General features: G+C 71.2%; 15 protein-coding genes. 4 read left to right on the top strand and 11 right to left on the bottom strand.

Going from position 1 to position 16,691, the window contains the following annotated elements:
- Positions 1–11 precede the first annotated feature (11 nt).
- Genes QMK24_RS02990 through QMK24_RS03000 form a run of 3 tightly spaced genes read right to left on the bottom strand, consistent with a single transcriptional unit; the run spans position 12 to position 3,768 of the window.
- On the bottom strand, positions 12–2,468 hold the full coding sequence (locus QMK24_RS02990; protein WP_283463465.1) for a DUF4132 domain-containing protein: 2,457 nt from the start codon (positions 2,466–2,468) through the stop codon (positions 12–14).
- The gene (locus QMK24_RS02995) at positions 2,468–2,860 is read right to left on the bottom strand and encodes a hypothetical protein (protein WP_283463466.1); all 393 of its coding nucleotides are present in this window, start codon (positions 2,858–2,860) and stop codon (positions 2,468–2,470) included. The genes QMK24_RS02990 and QMK24_RS02995 overlap by 1 nt, the downstream gene beginning before the upstream one ends.
- A gap of 38 nt (positions 2,861–2,898) precedes the next feature.
- On the bottom strand, positions 2,899–3,768 hold the full coding sequence (locus QMK24_RS03000; RefSeq protein ID WP_283463467.1) for a carboxymuconolactone decarboxylase family protein: 870 nt from the start codon (positions 3,766–3,768) through the stop codon (positions 2,899–2,901).
- Between the two features lie 129 nt (positions 3,769–3,897).
- On the opposite strand from QMK24_RS03000, the gene QMK24_RS41415 reads away from it, so the two are divergent.
- Entirely contained in the window at positions 3,898–4,161 is a 264-nt protein-coding gene (locus QMK24_RS41415) for an MFS transporter (protein WP_349307833.1), read from the top strand.
- A 275-nt stretch (positions 4,162–4,436) separates the two neighbouring features.
- Here the strand turns inward: QMK24_RS41415 and QMK24_RS03010 are convergent, their stop codons facing one another.
- Positions 4,437–5,924 (bottom strand): sensor histidine kinase, encoded by a 1,488-nt coding sequence (locus QMK24_RS03010; protein WP_283463468.1) that lies wholly within the window; start codon positions 5,922–5,924, stop codon positions 4,437–4,439.
- A 62-nt stretch (positions 5,925–5,986) separates the two neighbouring features.
- On the bottom strand, positions 5,987–6,688 hold the full coding sequence (locus QMK24_RS03015) for a response regulator transcription factor (RefSeq protein WP_283463469.1): 702 nt from the start codon (positions 6,686–6,688) through the stop codon (positions 5,987–5,989).
- A gap of 203 nt (positions 6,689–6,891) precedes the next feature.
- Here QMK24_RS03015 and QMK24_RS03020 point away from each other — a divergent pair, with 203 nt between their 5' ends.
- Both QMK24_RS03020 and QMK24_RS03025 read left to right on the top strand, forming a co-directional pair.
- On the top strand, positions 6,892–9,630 hold the full coding sequence (locus QMK24_RS03020) for an MMPL family transporter (RefSeq protein WP_283463637.1): 2,739 nt from the start codon (positions 6,892–6,894) through the stop codon (positions 9,628–9,630).
- Between the two features lie 91 nt (positions 9,631–9,721).
- Positions 9,722–10,654 (top strand): TetR/AcrR family transcriptional regulator, encoded by a 933-nt coding sequence (locus tag QMK24_RS03025; protein ID WP_502962496.1) that lies wholly within the window; start codon positions 9,722–9,724, stop codon positions 10,652–10,654.
- On the opposite strand, the gene QMK24_RS03030 is transcribed toward QMK24_RS03025, so the two are convergent.
- Both QMK24_RS03030 and QMK24_RS03035 read right to left on the bottom strand, forming a co-directional pair.
- Positions 10,640–11,923, bottom strand: coding sequence for a metallophosphoesterase (locus QMK24_RS03030; RefSeq protein WP_283463470.1), 1,284 nt, complete (start codon positions 11,921–11,923; stop codon positions 10,640–10,642). The two genes, QMK24_RS03025 and QMK24_RS03030, sit on opposite strands and share 15 nt — an antisense overlap.
- Entirely contained in the window at positions 11,923–12,207 is a 285-nt protein-coding gene (locus QMK24_RS03035) for an SCO4848 family membrane protein (protein ID WP_283463471.1), read from the bottom strand. Before QMK24_RS03035 ends, QMK24_RS03030 begins: the two co-directional genes overlap by 1 nt.
- Before the next feature lie 271 nt (positions 12,208–12,478).
- Here QMK24_RS03035 and QMK24_RS03040 point away from each other — a divergent pair, with 271 nt between their 5' ends.
- The gene (locus QMK24_RS03040; protein ID WP_502962497.1) at positions 12,479–13,618 is read left to right on the top strand and encodes a D-alanyl-D-alanine carboxypeptidase family protein; all 1,140 of its coding nucleotides are present in this window, start codon (positions 12,479–12,481) and stop codon (positions 13,616–13,618) included.
- A 15-nt stretch (positions 13,619–13,633) separates the two neighbouring features.
- Here the strand turns inward: QMK24_RS03040 and QMK24_RS03045 are convergent, their stop codons facing one another.
- From QMK24_RS03045 to QMK24_RS03060, 4 genes are read right to left on the bottom strand one after another with little or no spacing between them, the layout of a single operon-like run.
- Positions 13,634–14,524, bottom strand: coding sequence for a YihY/virulence factor BrkB family protein (locus tag QMK24_RS03045; protein WP_283463472.1), 891 nt, complete (start codon positions 14,522–14,524; stop codon positions 13,634–13,636).
- A gap of 19 nt (positions 14,525–14,543) precedes the next feature.
- Entirely contained in the window at positions 14,544–15,014 is a 471-nt protein-coding gene (locus tag QMK24_RS03050) for a GtrA family protein (RefSeq protein WP_283463474.1), read from the bottom strand.
- Positions 15,011–16,003 (bottom strand): decaprenyl-phosphate phosphoribosyltransferase, encoded by a 993-nt coding sequence (locus QMK24_RS03055; RefSeq protein WP_283463475.1) that lies wholly within the window; start codon positions 16,001–16,003, stop codon positions 15,011–15,013. The genes QMK24_RS03050 and QMK24_RS03055 overlap by 4 nt, the downstream gene beginning before the upstream one ends.
- A complete protein-coding gene (locus QMK24_RS03060) occupies positions 15,996–16,565 on the bottom strand; it encodes a phosphatase PAP2 family protein (RefSeq protein WP_283463476.1) in 570 nt (189 codons plus the stop codon). Before QMK24_RS03060 ends, QMK24_RS03055 begins: the two co-directional genes overlap by 8 nt.
- Positions 16,566–16,691 lie beyond the last annotated feature (126 nt).

Genomic DNA, 16,691 nt, shown 5'->3' on the forward strand with positions numbered 1-16,691 from the left:
GGCCGGGGGCCCTACAGCTGGCTGATGATGGTCCGGTCCGTGATCCCGGTGTCATCAGCCAGCATCATGGCCTTACTGAGGATGAGCGCGAGCGTGCGGTCGCCCTCGAAGGGCAGATAGCCCCCGTCCGCGGCCGGATCCGTGCCGCCCCCCTTCGGCACGATGCAGAGATAGGCGTCGTTCGGCGTCATCAGGATGTTGCCCGAGCCCAGGTGGATCTTGTACGTGTGCAGCTCGCCCTTCACGTGCAGGAAGCGGCCGTCGATCGTGCAGCGGCTCGCGATCGCCAGCCGGGGTATCAGCCGGGTGAGCAGATCGCGCCGGGTCTCGGCGCTCTGCGACAGTTCACCGAAGCCGTAGGAGTGCCAGTAGTCGCGGAAGTGGCCCCGCGGACCGCCGTCCTGCCAGGTCGGATCGTTGCCGACGCTCGCCACCCCGACGAACAGATCGGCGTCCCGCAGCACTTCGCTGAGCACCAGCGCCGGTATCTCCGCGATCGGCAGTCCCTCGGCGGGGGCGCCGCGCCAGCCCTGCTCATACCCTCCGCCGCCCGCGTGGGCCCAGTTCTCCGGAGCGCCGATCGGGTAGAAACGCACCTGGTCGGTGCCGATCCGCAGATAGCTGCCCGACTCGGTGGTGTCCTCGCCGTAGTCGTCGCCCACGCCCTCGACCCAGAACTCGGCACGCAGCCCCCACTGCGGCAGTTCACGGGTGGCGGGCGGATAGCTGTCGTCCACCATCAGCCGCAGTTTGTTCTGCCAGCCGCGAGCGGCGGCCAGCGCGTGGAACTGGTGCTGGCGCAGGATGTGCGCCGCGAAGCGGTTGGAGTAGGTGCGGGTGTTCCGCTCGGCGTCGGTGAGGAGATACACCTCGCGGTGCGCCTGCTTGAACGGCTGGGTGATGGCATGCCGCTCCAGCCAGTCCCGCCACGCGACGATCGCGGCCGGCTCCCGCCCGACCGGATGCCACAGCTCGACCTCGGCGCCGGCCGGCACCGGATCGTCGGTCAGCGTACGCAACTCGCCGTCCGCGTACCCGCACGCCTGCCCGTCCACCGTCCAGAGCAGCCGGCGAGCGAGTGTGCCGACCAGCGGATGGTCGAGATAGCGCTCCCGCCACGCGGTGTACGTCCAGGTCCTGCGCGCCAGGAACTGCCGGTCCAGCCGCTCGCCCAGGGCGCTGAGCATCTTGTCGATGTCCTTGGCCGCCGCCTTGAGCTCCTTCAGCTCCTCGGCATGGTCGCGCTTCACCGCCGCCGGAACGGCCTTCACCGCCTTGCCCGCCGCGTTGCGCCAGCTCAGCACGGCCTTCGAGCCGAGTACGGTCAACTCCCCGTGGGCATGTGCCCGGCGGCCGACCCCGGTGAGCCCGTAGCCGGGCACCGCCAGCTCCTCGATCTCCTCCCGGCTCAGCCCCATGGCGGCGGCCCGGGTCTCCAGCGCGGCGTCTATCTGCTTGAGCGTGCCCTTGAAGACGACGCGGCTCGCCAGCCGGGCCAGCTCCGCCAACGCCGCCTCGCCCTCGATCCGCGACAGCGCCAGCACCGCCGCATTGGCGACCTTGGGATTGCGCGGCCCGAGCCCGGCGACCTTCCGCAGCGAGGTCTCCACCAGCACGCCGAGCCCACGGGCGGTGTCCTGGTGCGGCGGCAGTATGGACAGCAGCCAGGCCAGTCCGCGCAGGGCGTTGGCGTTGTACGGGTCGTACGCGGCGTTGACGTCCGGCTCGTACTCGGCACGCTCCAGCGGCAGGGTCCTGGGGCGCCCGACGAGGGCGATCCACGGCAGCACCGTCTCGCGCACGGCATCCGCGCCGATCTCCTCGATCAGCGCCCGCCCGGCCGTCTCCCACTGGGCCGACGGCCTGGCGGCGGTGGCCGTCGTCGAGAACCGCAGCAGCCGCTGCCAGGCCTCGGCCGGCTCCGGCAATCCCGCGATCGCACGGTCCGCCCACTCCTCCCCCGCGTTGAGCACCGGTTCGGTGAGCTTCTTGGCCAGCGCGACGACCGCCGGGTCCCGGTAGGTGCCCACGGCGGTCCGCCGGAAGACGGCGACGACCGCCGGGGACAGCGCCCGGCCGGAGGCCAGTTCGGCCTCGGCGAGTACGTCCAGCCGTTCCGCGTACCAGTAGGAATGACGCCGGCCAAGAGCCTCGAGCCGGGCGATGCGCATATCGGCCAGCAGCTCCCCGCCGAGTCCGCGGCCGACGAGGTCCGCGAGCATCAGCAGGAGATCCTGCACCTCCTCCGTGTCGGTCCCCCGCCGGCACCGGTCGGCCCACGCCGTCACCAGCCGCAGTCGCTCGTCCTCCGGCCGCTTCGCCACGGCGGCGACCTGCTCGGCCACCGAGGGGTTCCGCAGGCCACTCAGGGTCGCGGCCCTGACGAGTTTCTTGGCGAGCTTGCCGATGTCACCATCGGCCGCGAGGCGCTCGACGGTCCGCAGGTCCTCCGCGCCGGGGTCGGTCATCAGCCACCCACCAGGGGTACCAGCTTGAGGAAGACGACTTCGGTGCCGAGCCGCAGATCCAGTTCCTCGTCCAGGTCCTCGACCTGCCGGTCCCCGACCAGCACCAGGAATCCGTTCCGCCCGAAGGCGGTGAGGGCCAGCGCGCACTGCTGCTCGGCGTCTATCCGGCGCGTGGTGCGCAGGGTGTATCCGTTGAGCGTCCGCTCGGTGTCCGTCGGCTGTACCAGGCCCTGGAACTCCCCCAGCTGCCGGGCGTTGTACTCCGCCACCTCCTGGAAGACCCGCCGCCGGATCACCTCGCGCAGCGCGAGCCGTTCCTCCGCGATCTCAAGTCCCCACGAGTCGCGCCGTTCCCCTGATGTCGTCTCGTCGACGAACGTCACCATTCCCATATCCGCAGAGCGTAGACGGGGGCACTGACAACGACCCGTCAGGCGGTGGCCGCTCGCTCCGCGAAGACCTCGCGGGCGGCGGCGATGCCGTTGAGGGCAGCGGGAAATCCGGCGTAGGCCGCCATCTGGGTGAGGATCTCGACGACTTCCTGCCGGGTGCCGCCAACGTTGAGGAACCCGTGGATGTGGAAACGGAGTTGAGGCCCGGCGGTGCCGAGGGCGGTGCACATCGCGATAGTGGTGAGCTCGCGGGTCTTGAGGTCGAGGCCCGTGCGGGAGTAGACGTCGCCGAAGGCGAACTCGATGAGGTAGACGGCCAGATCGGGGGCGATGTCCTGCAGCGAGGCGACGACCTGTTCTCCCGCGTGGCCGTCGATGCGGGTGAGAGCCGCCAGACCGCGCCGGTAGCAGTCGGGGTCGACGGCGGCGGCGGGATCTACGGCGGTGCCGTCGTCGGGCTGCGCGTCCCGGGCGGTGTCAGAGGCGGTGTCGGCTGCGGCGTCCGGCGCGGTGTCCGGGCGGACGGTGAACACTTCGCGGGCGGCGGTCAGAGCGTTGAGCGCGGCCGGGAAGCCCGCGTAGACGCTGGCGTGGATGAAGGTCTCCACGATTTCGCGGCGGGTGCAGCCGACGTTGAGCGCTCCGTCGATGTGGAAACGCAGCTGCGGGGCAGCGTTGCCCAGCGCGGCGAGCGCGGAGACGGTGGCCAGCTGCCGTTCGCGGAGGGTGAGTCCCGGCCGGGAGATGATGTCGCCGTAGCCGAACTCGACGGTGAAGCGGGCCAGGTCGGGAGCGATGTCGGCGAGGCTGTCGAGGACGGCCGGGCGCGGGGTGCCGGCGATCTTCTGGAGGACGGCGAGGCCGCGCGTGTAGCGGTCGTTGTCGTGGGACTGCGGTGCGGTGGTCATGAGATCGACCGTGACTTCGAGTTGGCTCCAACGCAAGCCCCCGCCGAGGTACTACCGCTCCGCCACGAGCATCACCCGGCGCAGCAGGTCGGAGAGGGTCCGGCGTTCGTCCGCGTCGAGAGTGCCGTGATGGCCTCCGCGCGGAACGCCGCCTTCCTCGGCGGCCCCGCCGTCGCCGGTCTGCTGGTCTTCACCGCGGGGCCCGGCTGGGCCTTCGTACTCGACGCCGTGTCGTTCGCCGCCGGCGCGGCGCTCCTCGCCACGATCCGGGTCCGCCGCACCCCGATACCGCGCCGTTCGTTCCGCGCCGACCTCGTCGGGGGCTGGAGCAAGGTCCGCTCCCGCGCGCCGACCTCGTCGGGGGCTGGGGCAAGTGGTACTGGACGAGCCTGATCGCCCACGCCACCTGGAACGGCGTCGCCGCCGTCCTCGCCACGCTCGGCCCGATCGTGGCCCGCGACAGACTCGGCGGCGACGGCGCCTGGGTCCTCATGCTCCAAGCGGGCGCGGTCGGTTTCCTCCTCGGCTCGCTGCTGGCCGGCCGCGCCAAGCCGCGCCTGGGGACGGCGCTTGTGCCGGGGGTACGGCGGGTGCGGCGGGGGCCCTCAATCGCCGGGCAGGCTGTGCCCTCAATCGCGGGGCGGCCTTGAACAAAAGAACATCGCCCCTCAAGCGCCGGGCGGGCTGGAAAGAGCCGACGGGAGCGTCACTCTCACCGTGAGGCCGGTGCCCGGTGTGGTGTCGAGGCGGACCGAGCCGTGGTGGGCGTCGACGGCGGCCTGGACGATGGACATGCCGAGACCCGCGCCGCCGGTGTCACGGGCGCGGTCGGGGTCGGCGCGGAAGAAGCGGTCGAAGGCGCGGGCGGCGTCCTGTGGGGTGAGGCCGGGCCCGGAGTCCGTGATGCGGAGCAGGACGTCCTGGTCCTGGGAGGCGACCTCAAGGGTGACCGGGGAGTCGGCGGGGGTGTGGACCCGGATGTTGCTCAGCAGATTGCCGATGATCTGCCGCAACTGCGGCTCGTCACCCAGCACTTCCACGCCGTCGGGCACGACGAGGGCGATGGGCCGCTGCGGCTGCTGCATGGCGAGGTCGGCGACGCCGTCACGGACCAGCTGCGAGAGATCGACGGGGCGCGGCGCGAGCGCCGGGCGGTCCTCCAGCCGTGCGAGGGCGAGGAGTTCGTCGACGAGGCGGCTCATCCGCACCGCCTCGGCGGAGACCCGGCGCAGGGCGCGGTCCTTCTCGTCGGGGTCGAGCATGCCCTTCTCGTAGAGCTGGAGGTAGCCGCGCACGCAGGCGAGCGGCGTGCGCAGCTCGTGGGAGGCATCGGCGAGGAACTGCCGGAGCTGGGCGGTGGCGCGCTCGCTGCTGGTGAGGGCCGTCTCGATCTGCTGGAGCATGGCGTTGAGGGCGGAGCTGAGCTGCTCGACCTCGGTACTGCCGTGCGAGGCGGTGGCGATCCGCCGGGACAGGTCCCCCTCGGAGATCGCGGACGCGGTCTCGACCATGTCCTCCAGCGGTTGCAGCCGCCGCCGGGCGGCGGTCAGCGATCCCATGGCGAGCAGGGCCAGCAGGACGACGCCGACGACGACTTCGACGATGAAGAGGTGGCCGACCGCGCGCCGCACCCCGTTGAGCCGCATGCCCTTGACCACCATGGTGCCGTCGTTGAGGCGGGAGACGACCACCCGGTAGTAACTGCCGTCGCTCTGCACGGTGGCGGCGCCGCCGGACGCGGCGAGCGCCTTCGGGTCCGGCAGGGCCGTCGCGAGGCTGCGGCGCTCCTCGCCCAGGTTCGCCACGTCACCCCCGCACACCGTGGAGATCCGGCCCCGGTCGTCGAGCACCAGGAAGAGATCCTGCTCGAAGACCTGGGCGACCACCTTGCCGCCGCTGGAGGCCTGCAGGATCCCGGCCACGGTGCACAGCTGCCGCACCCCGCCGCTGGTGAACGGCGTGGCGGCCAGCGCCTTCTGGGAGGTCTTCAGCGAGTCGTCGATCTCGCCGATCAGCATGGTGTACATGCCGATGAGGCTGGCGCAGCCGGCCAGCACCAGGCCGATGGCCAGGAAGGTGACGTTGGCGATCGTGAAGCGGCCGCGAAGGGACTGCGGACGCGGCCAGAAACACGCCTTCTTGCCTTCGCGCCTCATGGCGGCGAGCCCCGTACCCACGCGTCCCGTACCCAGACGTTTCATGCCACTGCCCACGCGTCTCATGCCAGTGCCCGCAGGCCGTAGCCGATACCGCGGCGGGTCTCGATCAGCGGCGGTCCGAGCCGGTCGAGTTTGCGGCGCAGATAGCTGATGTAGGTCTCGACGACGGTCGATTCGACGACGGTGTCGTACTGCCAGACGTGCTGCAGCAGCTGTTCCTTGGTGACGATCCGCCCGGCGTTGCGCAGCAGGTGCCGCAGCAGGTTGTACTCGGTGGGGGTCAGATCGACCGGCTCGCCGGCCCGGCGGACGGTGTAGGTCGTCTCGTCCATCTCCAGATCGCCATGGCGCAGTACCGGGTCGGCGGGCTCCGTCTCGCGCCGGGTCCTGCGCAGCACCGCGTGCACCCGGGCGACGACCTCGTCCACGCCGAACGGCTTGGTGATGTAGTCGTCGCCGCCGAGGGCGAGTCCGCCGACGACGTCGCGCGGCGCGTCCCTGGCGGTCACGAAGATCACCGCGAGGTCGTCGCTTTCGGCGCGCAGGGTGCGGCAGACCTCCCAGCCGTTGCCGTCCGGCAGCATCACATCGAGCAGCACCAGATCGGGCCGGTGCTCGCGGGCGGCGGCCACGGCCTGTCTGCCGGTGGCCGCGGTATGCACAGTAAAGCCATGGTATTTCAGGGTAATTCGGAGAATGTCCGCGATGCCCGGCTCATCCTCGACAATCAGCACGGTGGCCGGGCGTTCGGGGTTCTCCATGCCTCAAGTATCAGCAGTGACGCCCCACAGACCCACTGGAGGGAACTTGGGAGTTCCTTGAGAGATCCAGTTTCGCCTTGTAACCGGAGTTCCCCGGCACAGAGGCTGAGCCGACTGGATATCCGCGTTCCGCGGTGCGAGTCGGAAGTGCACGTCGGACGTGCACGTCGGCGGCGAGAGAAGGAGCTGGGACCGTGGCCTCATTGGCACGCTGGTGCTACAGGCGCAAATGGCTGGTGATCGTGCTGTGGGTGCTCGCGCTGGTCGGCCTGGGGGCCGGGAGCGGTGTGGCGGGCAGTAAGTACGCCAATGTCTTCGAGCTGCCGGGCACCGAGTCCGCGCAGGTCCTGAAACTCATGGACAAGGCGTTCCCCGAGCGGTCCGGCGAGTCCGACAGCGTCGTGTGGCACGTCGACCAGGGCTCGGTGCGCGACGCCGCCGTCCAGCAGAAGATGACCGCCACGCTGGACAGGATCAAGAGCGGTGTGGCGGACGTCGGCACGATCGGCAGCCCGTACGCGCCGGAGGGCGCGGCCCAGATCAGCAAGGACGGCAGGACCGCCTACGCGACGGTCACCTTCACCAAGCTCGGCAACCTCCTCAAGAAGGAGGAGGTGCAGAAGTTCGTCGACACGGCTCGGGCGGCGGGCGGCGCCGGCCTGCGGGTCGAGGTGGGCGGCAACTCCGTTGCGCAGTACACCGAGGCGCCCCAGCAGGGCCTGAGCGAACTGGTGGGCATCGCGGCCGCGGCCGTCGTCCTCTTCCTCGCCTTCGGCTCGCTGTACGGGATGCTGCTGCCGATCGTCACCGCGCTCTTCGGCATCGGCACCGCCTCGTCCGCGATCGTGCTGCTCAGCCACGGGATGGACGTGGCGGAGTTCGCACCGATGCTGGCGATGCTGGTCGGTCTGGGTGTGGGCATCGACTACGCGCTCTTCATCGTCACCCGGCACCGCAAGGGCATCCTGCGCGGCCGGACCCCGGAGGACGCCGCCGTTACGGCGGTCAACACCTCGGGGCGCGCCGTGCTGTTCGCGGGCGGCACGGTCTGCATCGCGCTGCTCGGCATGTTCGCGATGGGCCTGAGCTTCCTCAACGGGGTCGCCGTCGCGGCCGCGCTGACCGTCGTCACGAGCGTCGCCGCCGCGATCACCCTGCTCCCGGCGATGCTCGGGGTGCTCGGCATCCGCGTCCTCAGCCGCCGCCAGCGCCGCAAACTCGCCGCGAACGGCCCCGAGCCGGCCGAGGAGACCGGCACGGCGGCCCGCTGGTCGTCGTTCCTGGAACGCCACCCCAGGTCGCTCGCGGTGGTCGCCGTCGTGATCATGGGCGCCCTCGCGGTGCCGACGTTCTCGCTGCGGCTCGGCTCGTCCGACCAGGGCAACAACCCGAGTACCACGACCACCCGCCAGGCGTACGACCTGCTCGCCGGCGGCTTCGGCGAGGGCTTCAACGGCCCGCTGACGATCCTCGCCGAGGTGAAGTCGGACGCCGACCAGGCCGCGGTGCGGAACCTGGTGGTCACGCTGGGGCAGACCAAGGGCATCGCCTTCGCCGCCGCGATGCCGATGAAGCCGGGTCCCGGCATCGCCGTCATCAAGGCCGTACCGACCACGTCCCCGCAGGCCGCGGAGACCTCGGACCTGATCGACCATCTCCGTGCCGACGTCGTGCCCGCTGCCGAGAAGGGCAGCACGATGCAGGCGTACGTCGGCGGCCAGACGGCGATGTTCAAGGACTTCGCCTCGGTGCTGATGGGCAAGCTGCCGCTCTTCATCGGCGTGATCATCGCGCTGGGCTTCGTCCTGCTGCTGGTCGCCTTCCGCAGCCTGCTGGTGCCGCTGACCGCCGCGCTGATGAACCTGATCGCGGCCGCCGCGTCCTTCGGGCTGCTGGTCGCGATCTTCCAGTGGGGCTGGGGCGGCGAAGCGCTCGCCGCCGGCCGCGCGGGCCCGATCGAGGCGTTCCTCCCGGTCATCATGCTGTCGCTGCTCTTCGGTCTGTCCATGGACTACCAGGTCTTCCTGGTGAGCCGGATGCACGAGGAGTGGGTGCACACCAAGGACAACGCACGGGCGGTACGGGTCGGGCTGGCGGAGACCAGCCGGGTGATCAACTCGGCGGCCGTCATCATGATCTGCGTCTTCGGCGCGTTCATGCTCAGCGGGCAGCGGGTGCTGGCGATGTTCGGCATCGGGCTGGCGGGTGCGGTCGCACTCGACGCGTTCATCCTGCGCACGGTGCTCGTCCCGTCGCTGATGCACCTGTCGGGCAACGCCAACTGGTGGCTGCCGGGCTGGCTCGACAAGCGGCTGCCGCACCTCGCGGTCGAGGCGGCGGAGGACCCGGTCGAGGGACCGGCCGGGGCGGCTCCCGGCAGCGCCCCCGTGCATTCCGCGGCTTCCCCGGCTTCCGCGAACGGCGGTCCGGCCGTACGCGGCACCGTCCGCGGTTCCGCGGGGCTGCCGATCCCGCGCTCCGAGCTCACCCTGATCGCCGCCGACGGCCGTCAGGTCGGCAGGATCACGGCGGCCGACGACGGTACGTACACCCTGCCGACGCCCGGCAGCGGCTCGTACGTCCTGGTCGCCAACGCCGACGGCCACCACCCGCAGACCGCGAGCGTCATGACCTCCGACCGCCCGGTCGACTGCGATCTGCGGCTCAGCGGCACCGGCACCCTCACCGGCACGGTACGCACCGCGAAGGGCGACCCGGTCGACGACGCCCGCGTCGTTCTCCAGGACGCGGACGGCAAGGAGGTCGGCGTCGTCCACACCGGCAAGGACGGCGGCTACGCCTTCGCCAACCTCTATCCGGGCCGCTACACCCTGCTGACGATGGGTTACCCGCCCTTCCCTGCCACCGTCACCGTGAGCGGCGACCGGGACGGCGAGGGCGGCGACGACCTCGACCTGGAGCTGAGCCACTCGCGCGACTGATCCGAGCACGGCTCTCGAACGCCGGGCGGACCTGATTCCTCAGGTCCGCCCGGCGTTCTGTCCGGCTCCGGGGCCTGTCCGGGGACCGCCCATGATCCGCCGGACAGGCCCTAGGCTCAGCCTCGTGGAAGAAACCGACCGGAGCCCGGCCGAGGACGCCCCGGCCACCGAACTGCCGGGCGGCCGGGCACGTCCGAAGACCGACAAGAGCGAGCTGACCCGGGCGCTCATTCTGGACACCGCGATGCGGCTGTTCCAGGAGCGCGGCTACAACAAGACGACGATGCGGGCGATCGCCACCGAAGCCGGGGTATCGGTCGGCAACGCCTACTACTACTTCGCGTCGAAGGAATTCCTGATCCAGGGCTTCTACGACCGGATGACCCATGAGCACGCGCTCGACGCCCCCGCCAAGATGGCCGGGACCACCGACTTCTCCAAGCGTCTTGAGATCGCCCTGACCTCCTGGGTGGACTGCGCGGCGCCCTACCACGAGTTCGCGTCCCAGTTCTTCCGCACGGCCGCCGACCCGGAGAGCCCGCTCAGCCCGTTCTCGAACGAGTCGCACCCGGCCCGCGCCACCGCCGTCGCCATCTTCGACGAGGTGCTGAACGGCTCGGAGCTGTCCCCGAAGCTCGACGCCGAACTGGCCGGACTCCTTCCCGACCTGCTCTGGCTGCACCTCATGATCGTGGTGCTGTACTGGGTGTTCGACCGCACCGAGGACACCGAACGCACCCGGGCGTTCGTCAAGCGCTGCACCCCGCTGGTGGCGAAGGTCGTCAGCCTCTCCCGCTACCGGGTGTTCCGGCCGCTCGTCAGGGACGCCAAGGGGCTCATCCAGGACTGCATCCTGCCGACCTTCATCTCGGCCCGGAAGGCGTCGGCCTCCGGCCCGGACCCGAAGACCCCGGCGGCGGACGCCGCCCTCGCACCGGTACCCGCCACGATTCCCGCTCCGGTCCCCGCTCCCGCCAAGCGGGCGGCGAAACGCGCCGCCAAGCGCGCGTCACGCGCGCAGTGACACCAGCTTCACGATCGTGATGTCCGACGGCGCCCCGACCCGTACCGGCGGCCCCCAGGCGCCCGCGCCCCGGGTCACGTACAACTGCGTGTCGCCGTACCGGTCAAGACCCGCCACCGTGGGGTTCGCGAGTTCCGCGATGTAGTTGCCCGGCCACAGCTGGCCGCCGTGGGTGTGCCCCGAGAGCTGCAGGTCCACGCCGTGCTTCACCGCTTCGTGGATCATCACCGGCTGGTGCGCCAGCAGGACGGCGGCCCGTGTACGGTCCCGGTCGCCGAGCGCCCTGCCGTAGTCCGGCGCGGCATGGTGGTCCGCGCCGGTGATGTCGTTGACGCCCGCGAGATCGAAGCCGGACAGCTCCACGCGGGCGTTCTCCAGCGGGTGCACGCCCAACTCCCGTACGAAGTCGACCCACGGGGCCGCGCCCGAGTAGTACTCGTGGTTGCCGGTGACGAAGTAGGAGCCGTCCCGGGCCCGCAGCTGTGCGAGCGGCTCGGCAGCCGGACCCAGATCGGACACGGTCCCGTCGACCAGGTCACCGACGATCGCCACCAGGTCGGGGCGCGCGCCGTTGATCGTGTCGACGATCCTCCGGGTGTGCGACCGCCCCAGGATCGGTCCGAGGTGGATATCGCTCACCACCGCGATCCGGTACCCGTCCGCCCGGGCGGGCAGCTTCGCGAGGGGCACGGTCACATTCTTCAGCCGGGGACCGCGCAGCACTCCGTACGTGCCGTACCCGACGGTCCCGACCGCCGCGGTGGCGGCCGCGACGGCGACGGTGCGGGCGACGAACTGCCGCCGGGTGGTGTCAACGGCCACGGCCGGGGTCGTGGGCCCGGTTGCGGTCGCCGTCGGGATCGCGCCCGGCTCGTGCGGTGCCGCGGGGTCATCGGGGGCCGGCTCACCGGAGTTCGCCGCCACTGCCGGCTCCGCCATTGCCGGGGCCGGACGCCGGTTGACGGCGCGCCGCAGCAGCGGCCGTACCGCCTCGCCGACCAGCAGCGCGAACGTCAGATACAGCAGGAGCGCGAGCCACATATAGCCCGGCCAGGCCACCCACCGTTCGGCCGCGAGCGGCAGATCGCGGCCGCCGATCAGCGCGCCGAGGCTGGTCAGCGGGAGGACGAAGGCGAGCACCGTCCCGGTCCGCCGGTACCAGCCGCCCGGCGCGGAGACATCGCGGACCAGGCGCCGCCACAGATACCGGTGCACACCGGCGAGCAGGGCCAGCACAGCCAGCCCGCCCAGGACGAAGACGACGATCACTACACGGAGGCCGGGTCGGAGGCCGGGTCGGAGGACGTGCCGGCAGCGGCTTCCCGCCGCAGGACCCGCAGCGACCGCAGCCCGAGCACGCCGATCGCCGTCCCCAGCAGGAACGAGGTGATCGCGAGGGCAAGGTGCACCCAGAAGTACGTGGTCGGGGAGCCGTTGTCGAAGGCGAGTCCGCTGACGTCCTTCCACAGGTTCTTGACGAACGTGGTCCAGACGATCCAGGACCACACACCGAAGGCGACCAGGAACCAGGAGACGGGACGGTTGAGCTTCATGCGTCCAGTATGAAGACTCCCTGCAGGACAACGGGCGACGGGGTCCCGATGGTTCCGTGTCCCGGGCGTGCGAATCCTCACCCGTCCGGAGCGCAAACAGAGGGCGCGCGTTCCGCCGTCGGACCTGTACGTTCTGCTGGTGCTGAAGCCTTCACCCGCCGTCCGCCGTCCTCTGCTTGCCCTGTGCGCCGCGTCGCTGGCGTGCGGCGCCGCGTTCGCGTCACCCGCTCACGCGGACGACAGAACGAAGGAGCCGACACCTCCTCCCGGCATGTCGACTGTCGGCGGCGACCGGCTCGGTCTGCCCGGCACCCAGGTGCAGCAGGATGCCGGCAGCCCGCCGCTCCCGCCGAAGCTCACCGCCCGCTCGTGGATCGTCGCGGACGCGGAGAGCGGGCAGGTGCTCGCCTCGCACAACGCGCACTGGCAGCTGGCCCCGGCCAGCACCCTGAAGATGCTGTTCGCCGACACCGTGCTGCCCAAGATCGCCAAAACCCAGGAGCACACGGTCGCCGACGCCGACCTGCGCGGCATGGGTGACGGCAGCAGTCTCGTCGGGGTCAAGGAGAAGCTCAGCTACACCGCGCACGATCTGTGGCTCGGGGTCTTCCTGCACTCGGGCAACGACGCGGTGCACGTACTCGCCGCCATGAACGGCGGTGTCGACAAGACCGTCCAGGAGATGAACGCTCACGCCAAGGAACTGCAGGCCGACGACACCCATGTCGTCTCGCCCGACGGTTTCGACATGCCGGGGCAGGTCAGCAGCGCCTACGACCTCACGCTCATCGCCCGGTCCGGCCTGAAGAACCCGGACTTCCGCGAGTACTGCGCGACGGTCAGCGCCAAGTTCCCGGGCGACTACGAGAAGGACAAAGCGGGCAAGCCGACCAAGGTGCGCGGCGCGTTCGGCATACAGAACACCGACCGGCTGCTGACCGGCGCCGACGGCGTGCGCCCCTACCCCGGTCTCATCGGGGTGAAGAACGGCTTCACCACCAACGCGGGCAACACTTTCACCGGCGCCGCCGAACGCGACGGGCGCAAACTGCTGGTCACCGTGATGCATCCGGCCACCGGCGCCAGCGAGGTCTACAAGGAGACGGCCGCCCTCCTCGACTGGGGCTTCAAGGCCGCCCCGACCGTCAAGCCGGTCGGCACCCTCGTCCCCGCCAGGAGCGCCGCCAACTCCAACACCCCCGCCGACGGCACCAAGGACCCCGCACAGGCGGCCGTCACCGCGGCCTCCGGCTCCGGCGGCATCTGGACCACCGTCGCCCTCTCGGCCGGCGCCCTCGCCCTCGTCGCCGTCATCACCTTCCTCATCCACCGCCGCCACCCCATCCCGGGTCTGCCCGGCGGCTCCCGTATCTCGCGGCGCCGCAGGTCGCGTGGCGGTATCACCGACTGACCGGTGCGTTCCGGTTCACCTCGCGGTCGCCGGGGACTCCGCCTCCGTGGCGGGGTCCCCTTCGCGTGGCACCGCCGTCCAGGCGGCGCAGTAGAGCAGCAGCTTGGCCATGAAGTTGAACCAGAGCAGCAGGGCGACGGGGACGCCGAAGGCGCCGTACATGCTCTTGCCCGCGACGTCCTGGAGGTATCTGCTGATGAGGACCTTGAGGAGTTCGAATCCGATGGCGCCGATCAGGCCGGCGACGACCACGGTGCGGCGCGGGGGTTCGACGCCGGGCAGCAGCGTGAGCAGATAGACCATCAGCACGAAGTCGGCGATGACGGCGATGCAGAAGCCCGCGGCGGTGAGGAGGAACCGGCCGGGGGTGCTGTGTTCGAAGCCGATGCGGTCGGCGGCCCAGCCGACGGCGGCGGTGGCGAAGCCGGACGCGCCCAGGGAGACGACGGCGGCGCCGCCGAGGCCGAGCAGAATCCCGCCGTCCTTGAGCTTTCGGAGGAAGGGGTTCTCGTCCTCGTCGTCCTTGTCCCAGACGGCTCGCAGGCAGTCCCGGAGCGAGGCGACCCAGCCGAATCCGGTGAAGAGCAGCAGTGCGCCCGCGATGAGGCCGACGGTGCCGGCGTTGTCGACCAGGCCGTTGATGTTCAGCTGGTCGGAGATGCCGGGTACCTGCTGGGAGACCTTCTGCTCGATCTCCTGGAGCCGGTGCTCGGACAGCAGGGCCGCGCCGATCGCCGCCGCGACGGTGATGAGCGGGAAGAGCGAGAGAAAGCTGGTGAAGGTGACGGCCGCGGCCAGCCGGGTCCAGTGCACCCGCTGGAGGTGCTCGAAGGAGCGCCAGGCGTGGGTCCTCATCACCCGGGCGATCCACGGCCCGATCCACCGCAGTTTCGTCAGCCAATCCATGGCCCGCGCCTTCCCTCTGTCAGCGCGCCCACTCCTGGGGCGCGGAGGAGCCGCTCCGTCCGAAGACGAAGGTCCTCGTTCCCCAGAAGCGCAGCGCGGTGGCCAGTGCCATGCCGATACCCGCTCCCGAGATCACATCCGCGCGCGGACCGGTGAATCCGAGTACGTAGTGCGACAGGGCGAGACACAGCAGCTGTACCAGCGCGCCCGCCACGTTGAACGCGAGGAAGATCCCGTACTGCCGGGCGCGGCTCACGGCGGGTGCGCGGCCTCGGTACGTGCCGAGCGCGTTCCCGGCGTACGCGACGGTGCAGCCCGCGAGGAAGGACAGCGCCTTGGCGGTGAGCGGCCCGAAGCCGCCGGGGCCGCGCAGCCAGATGAACAGACCGAGGTCGGTGGCGTAGGCGGCGGCGCCGGCCACCGCGAACCCGAGGATCTCGGAGCGCAGCGCGGACCGCGGCGTCCGGGAGGCGAACGGGCCGCGCTTCACAGATCGGCCACCGCGAGGGCGTAGAGGACGGCCCAGCCCAGCGCGATGACCAGCATCGGGCGGTCGTGCAGCACCACGTCCTCCGGAGCGCCGGCCGCGCCGGCATCGGCGAAGACCGCGTAGCGCAGCACGGACAGGATGAACGGGATCATGGACAGCTGCCGCCAGGGCAGTGAGCCGGTGACGATGCCGCCCGTCTCCATCGCCCACATGCCGTACGCGAGGACCGCGACCCCGGCGGCGAGCTGCCAGACGAACCGCAGATAGCCGGTGGTGTAGGTGCTGAGCAGGGCGCGCGAGGCGCCGGCCTCGCCCTCGGCGGCGGACATCAGGACCAGTTCCGAGTACCGCTTGGCGGCGACCATGAACAGCGCGCCGAATCCCGAGGTGATCAGGAACCAGCGCGACAGGTCGATGTCGAGGGCGAACCCGCCGGCCATGGCGCGCATGAGGAACCCGGTGGTGACGACCACGAGGTCCACGACGAGCACATGCTTGAGCCAGAGGCAGTACGCGAGCTGCATGACGATGTACAAGGCGAGCAGCTCGGCGGTCGCCGCGTTGCAGAACACCGCCCCGGCGGCCGGGGCGAGGACGGCGAGCAGCCCGCCCGCGGCATACGCGGCCGGCACCGGGAGCTGGCCGCAGGCGACGGGGCGGCGGCACTTGACGGGATGGGCGCGGTCGGCCTCGGCGTCGCGCGCGTCGTTGATCAGGTAGACGGCGGACGCGCAGGCGGTGAAGAGCGCGAACACGATGGCGAGTTGGATCAGCCCGTCTCTGGACAGGATCCGTCCGGCGGCGACGGGAGCGGCGAGGACCAGGCCGTTCTTGACCCATTGGCGAGGGCGGGCCGTGCGCACCACGCCCGCCGCCAGTCCCACCACGGTACGGAGCACCCCGGCGGCCGGGGCGCCGCTCCGCGGGCGGTGCGCCGCGTCGAGCAGCGCCGGGGTGGGCTCGGTCAGCGCCGAGGTGGGCTCAGTCATCGACGCCGCCTCTCGGGGCGCGCAGCGACCAGGCGCGGCCCAGCCGGGCGGTGACGGCACCCAGCACGGCGCCCGCGGCGACATCGCTCGGGTAGTGGACACCCACCGCCAGCCGGGAGACGCACATGACGGCGGCCAGCGGCGGGAACGGGCTGAACGAGCGGAGCGGGCCGCTCGGCAGCAGCACGCCGAACGCGACGGCGGCGGCCGCCGCCGATGTGGCGTGCGAGCTGGGGAACCTGTGTCGGCCCGCGGTGCGCACCAGCGGTTCCGCGCCGAGGAGCCGGGGGCGGGGGCGGCGTACGACCCGTTTGACGCCCATGCTCGCCACGTGCGCCGCGCCGACCAGGGCGGTGGCCCGCAGCCAGGCGCGGCGGCGCGCGCGGTCCGCGCACGCGCCCGCGAGTCCGGCGGCGAGCCAGAGCGCGCCGTGCTCGCCGCTCCGGGAGAGGGTCCGCGCGGCGTGGGCGACGCGCGGGTCGGCGCCGCACTGGCGCAGCGCGGTGAGGAGCTGGTGGTCCACGTCAGACGCGCGTGACGCGGCGGAGTCCGGAGTTCGCACCGGCGGTATCTCCCTCGTTCGTGATTCCGCCCCTCCAGCACGAGGGGGACAACAAGTGCATATGTCCCCTAATTGCTAATGATTCATCACTAGTCACCCGTTTCAGTGAGAGAGCCGGCATACATG

The organism is Streptomyces sp. PH10-H1 (assembly GCF_030063355.1).
Taxonomy (GTDB): Bacteria; Actinomycetota; Actinomycetes; order Streptomycetales; family Streptomycetaceae; genus Actinacidiphila.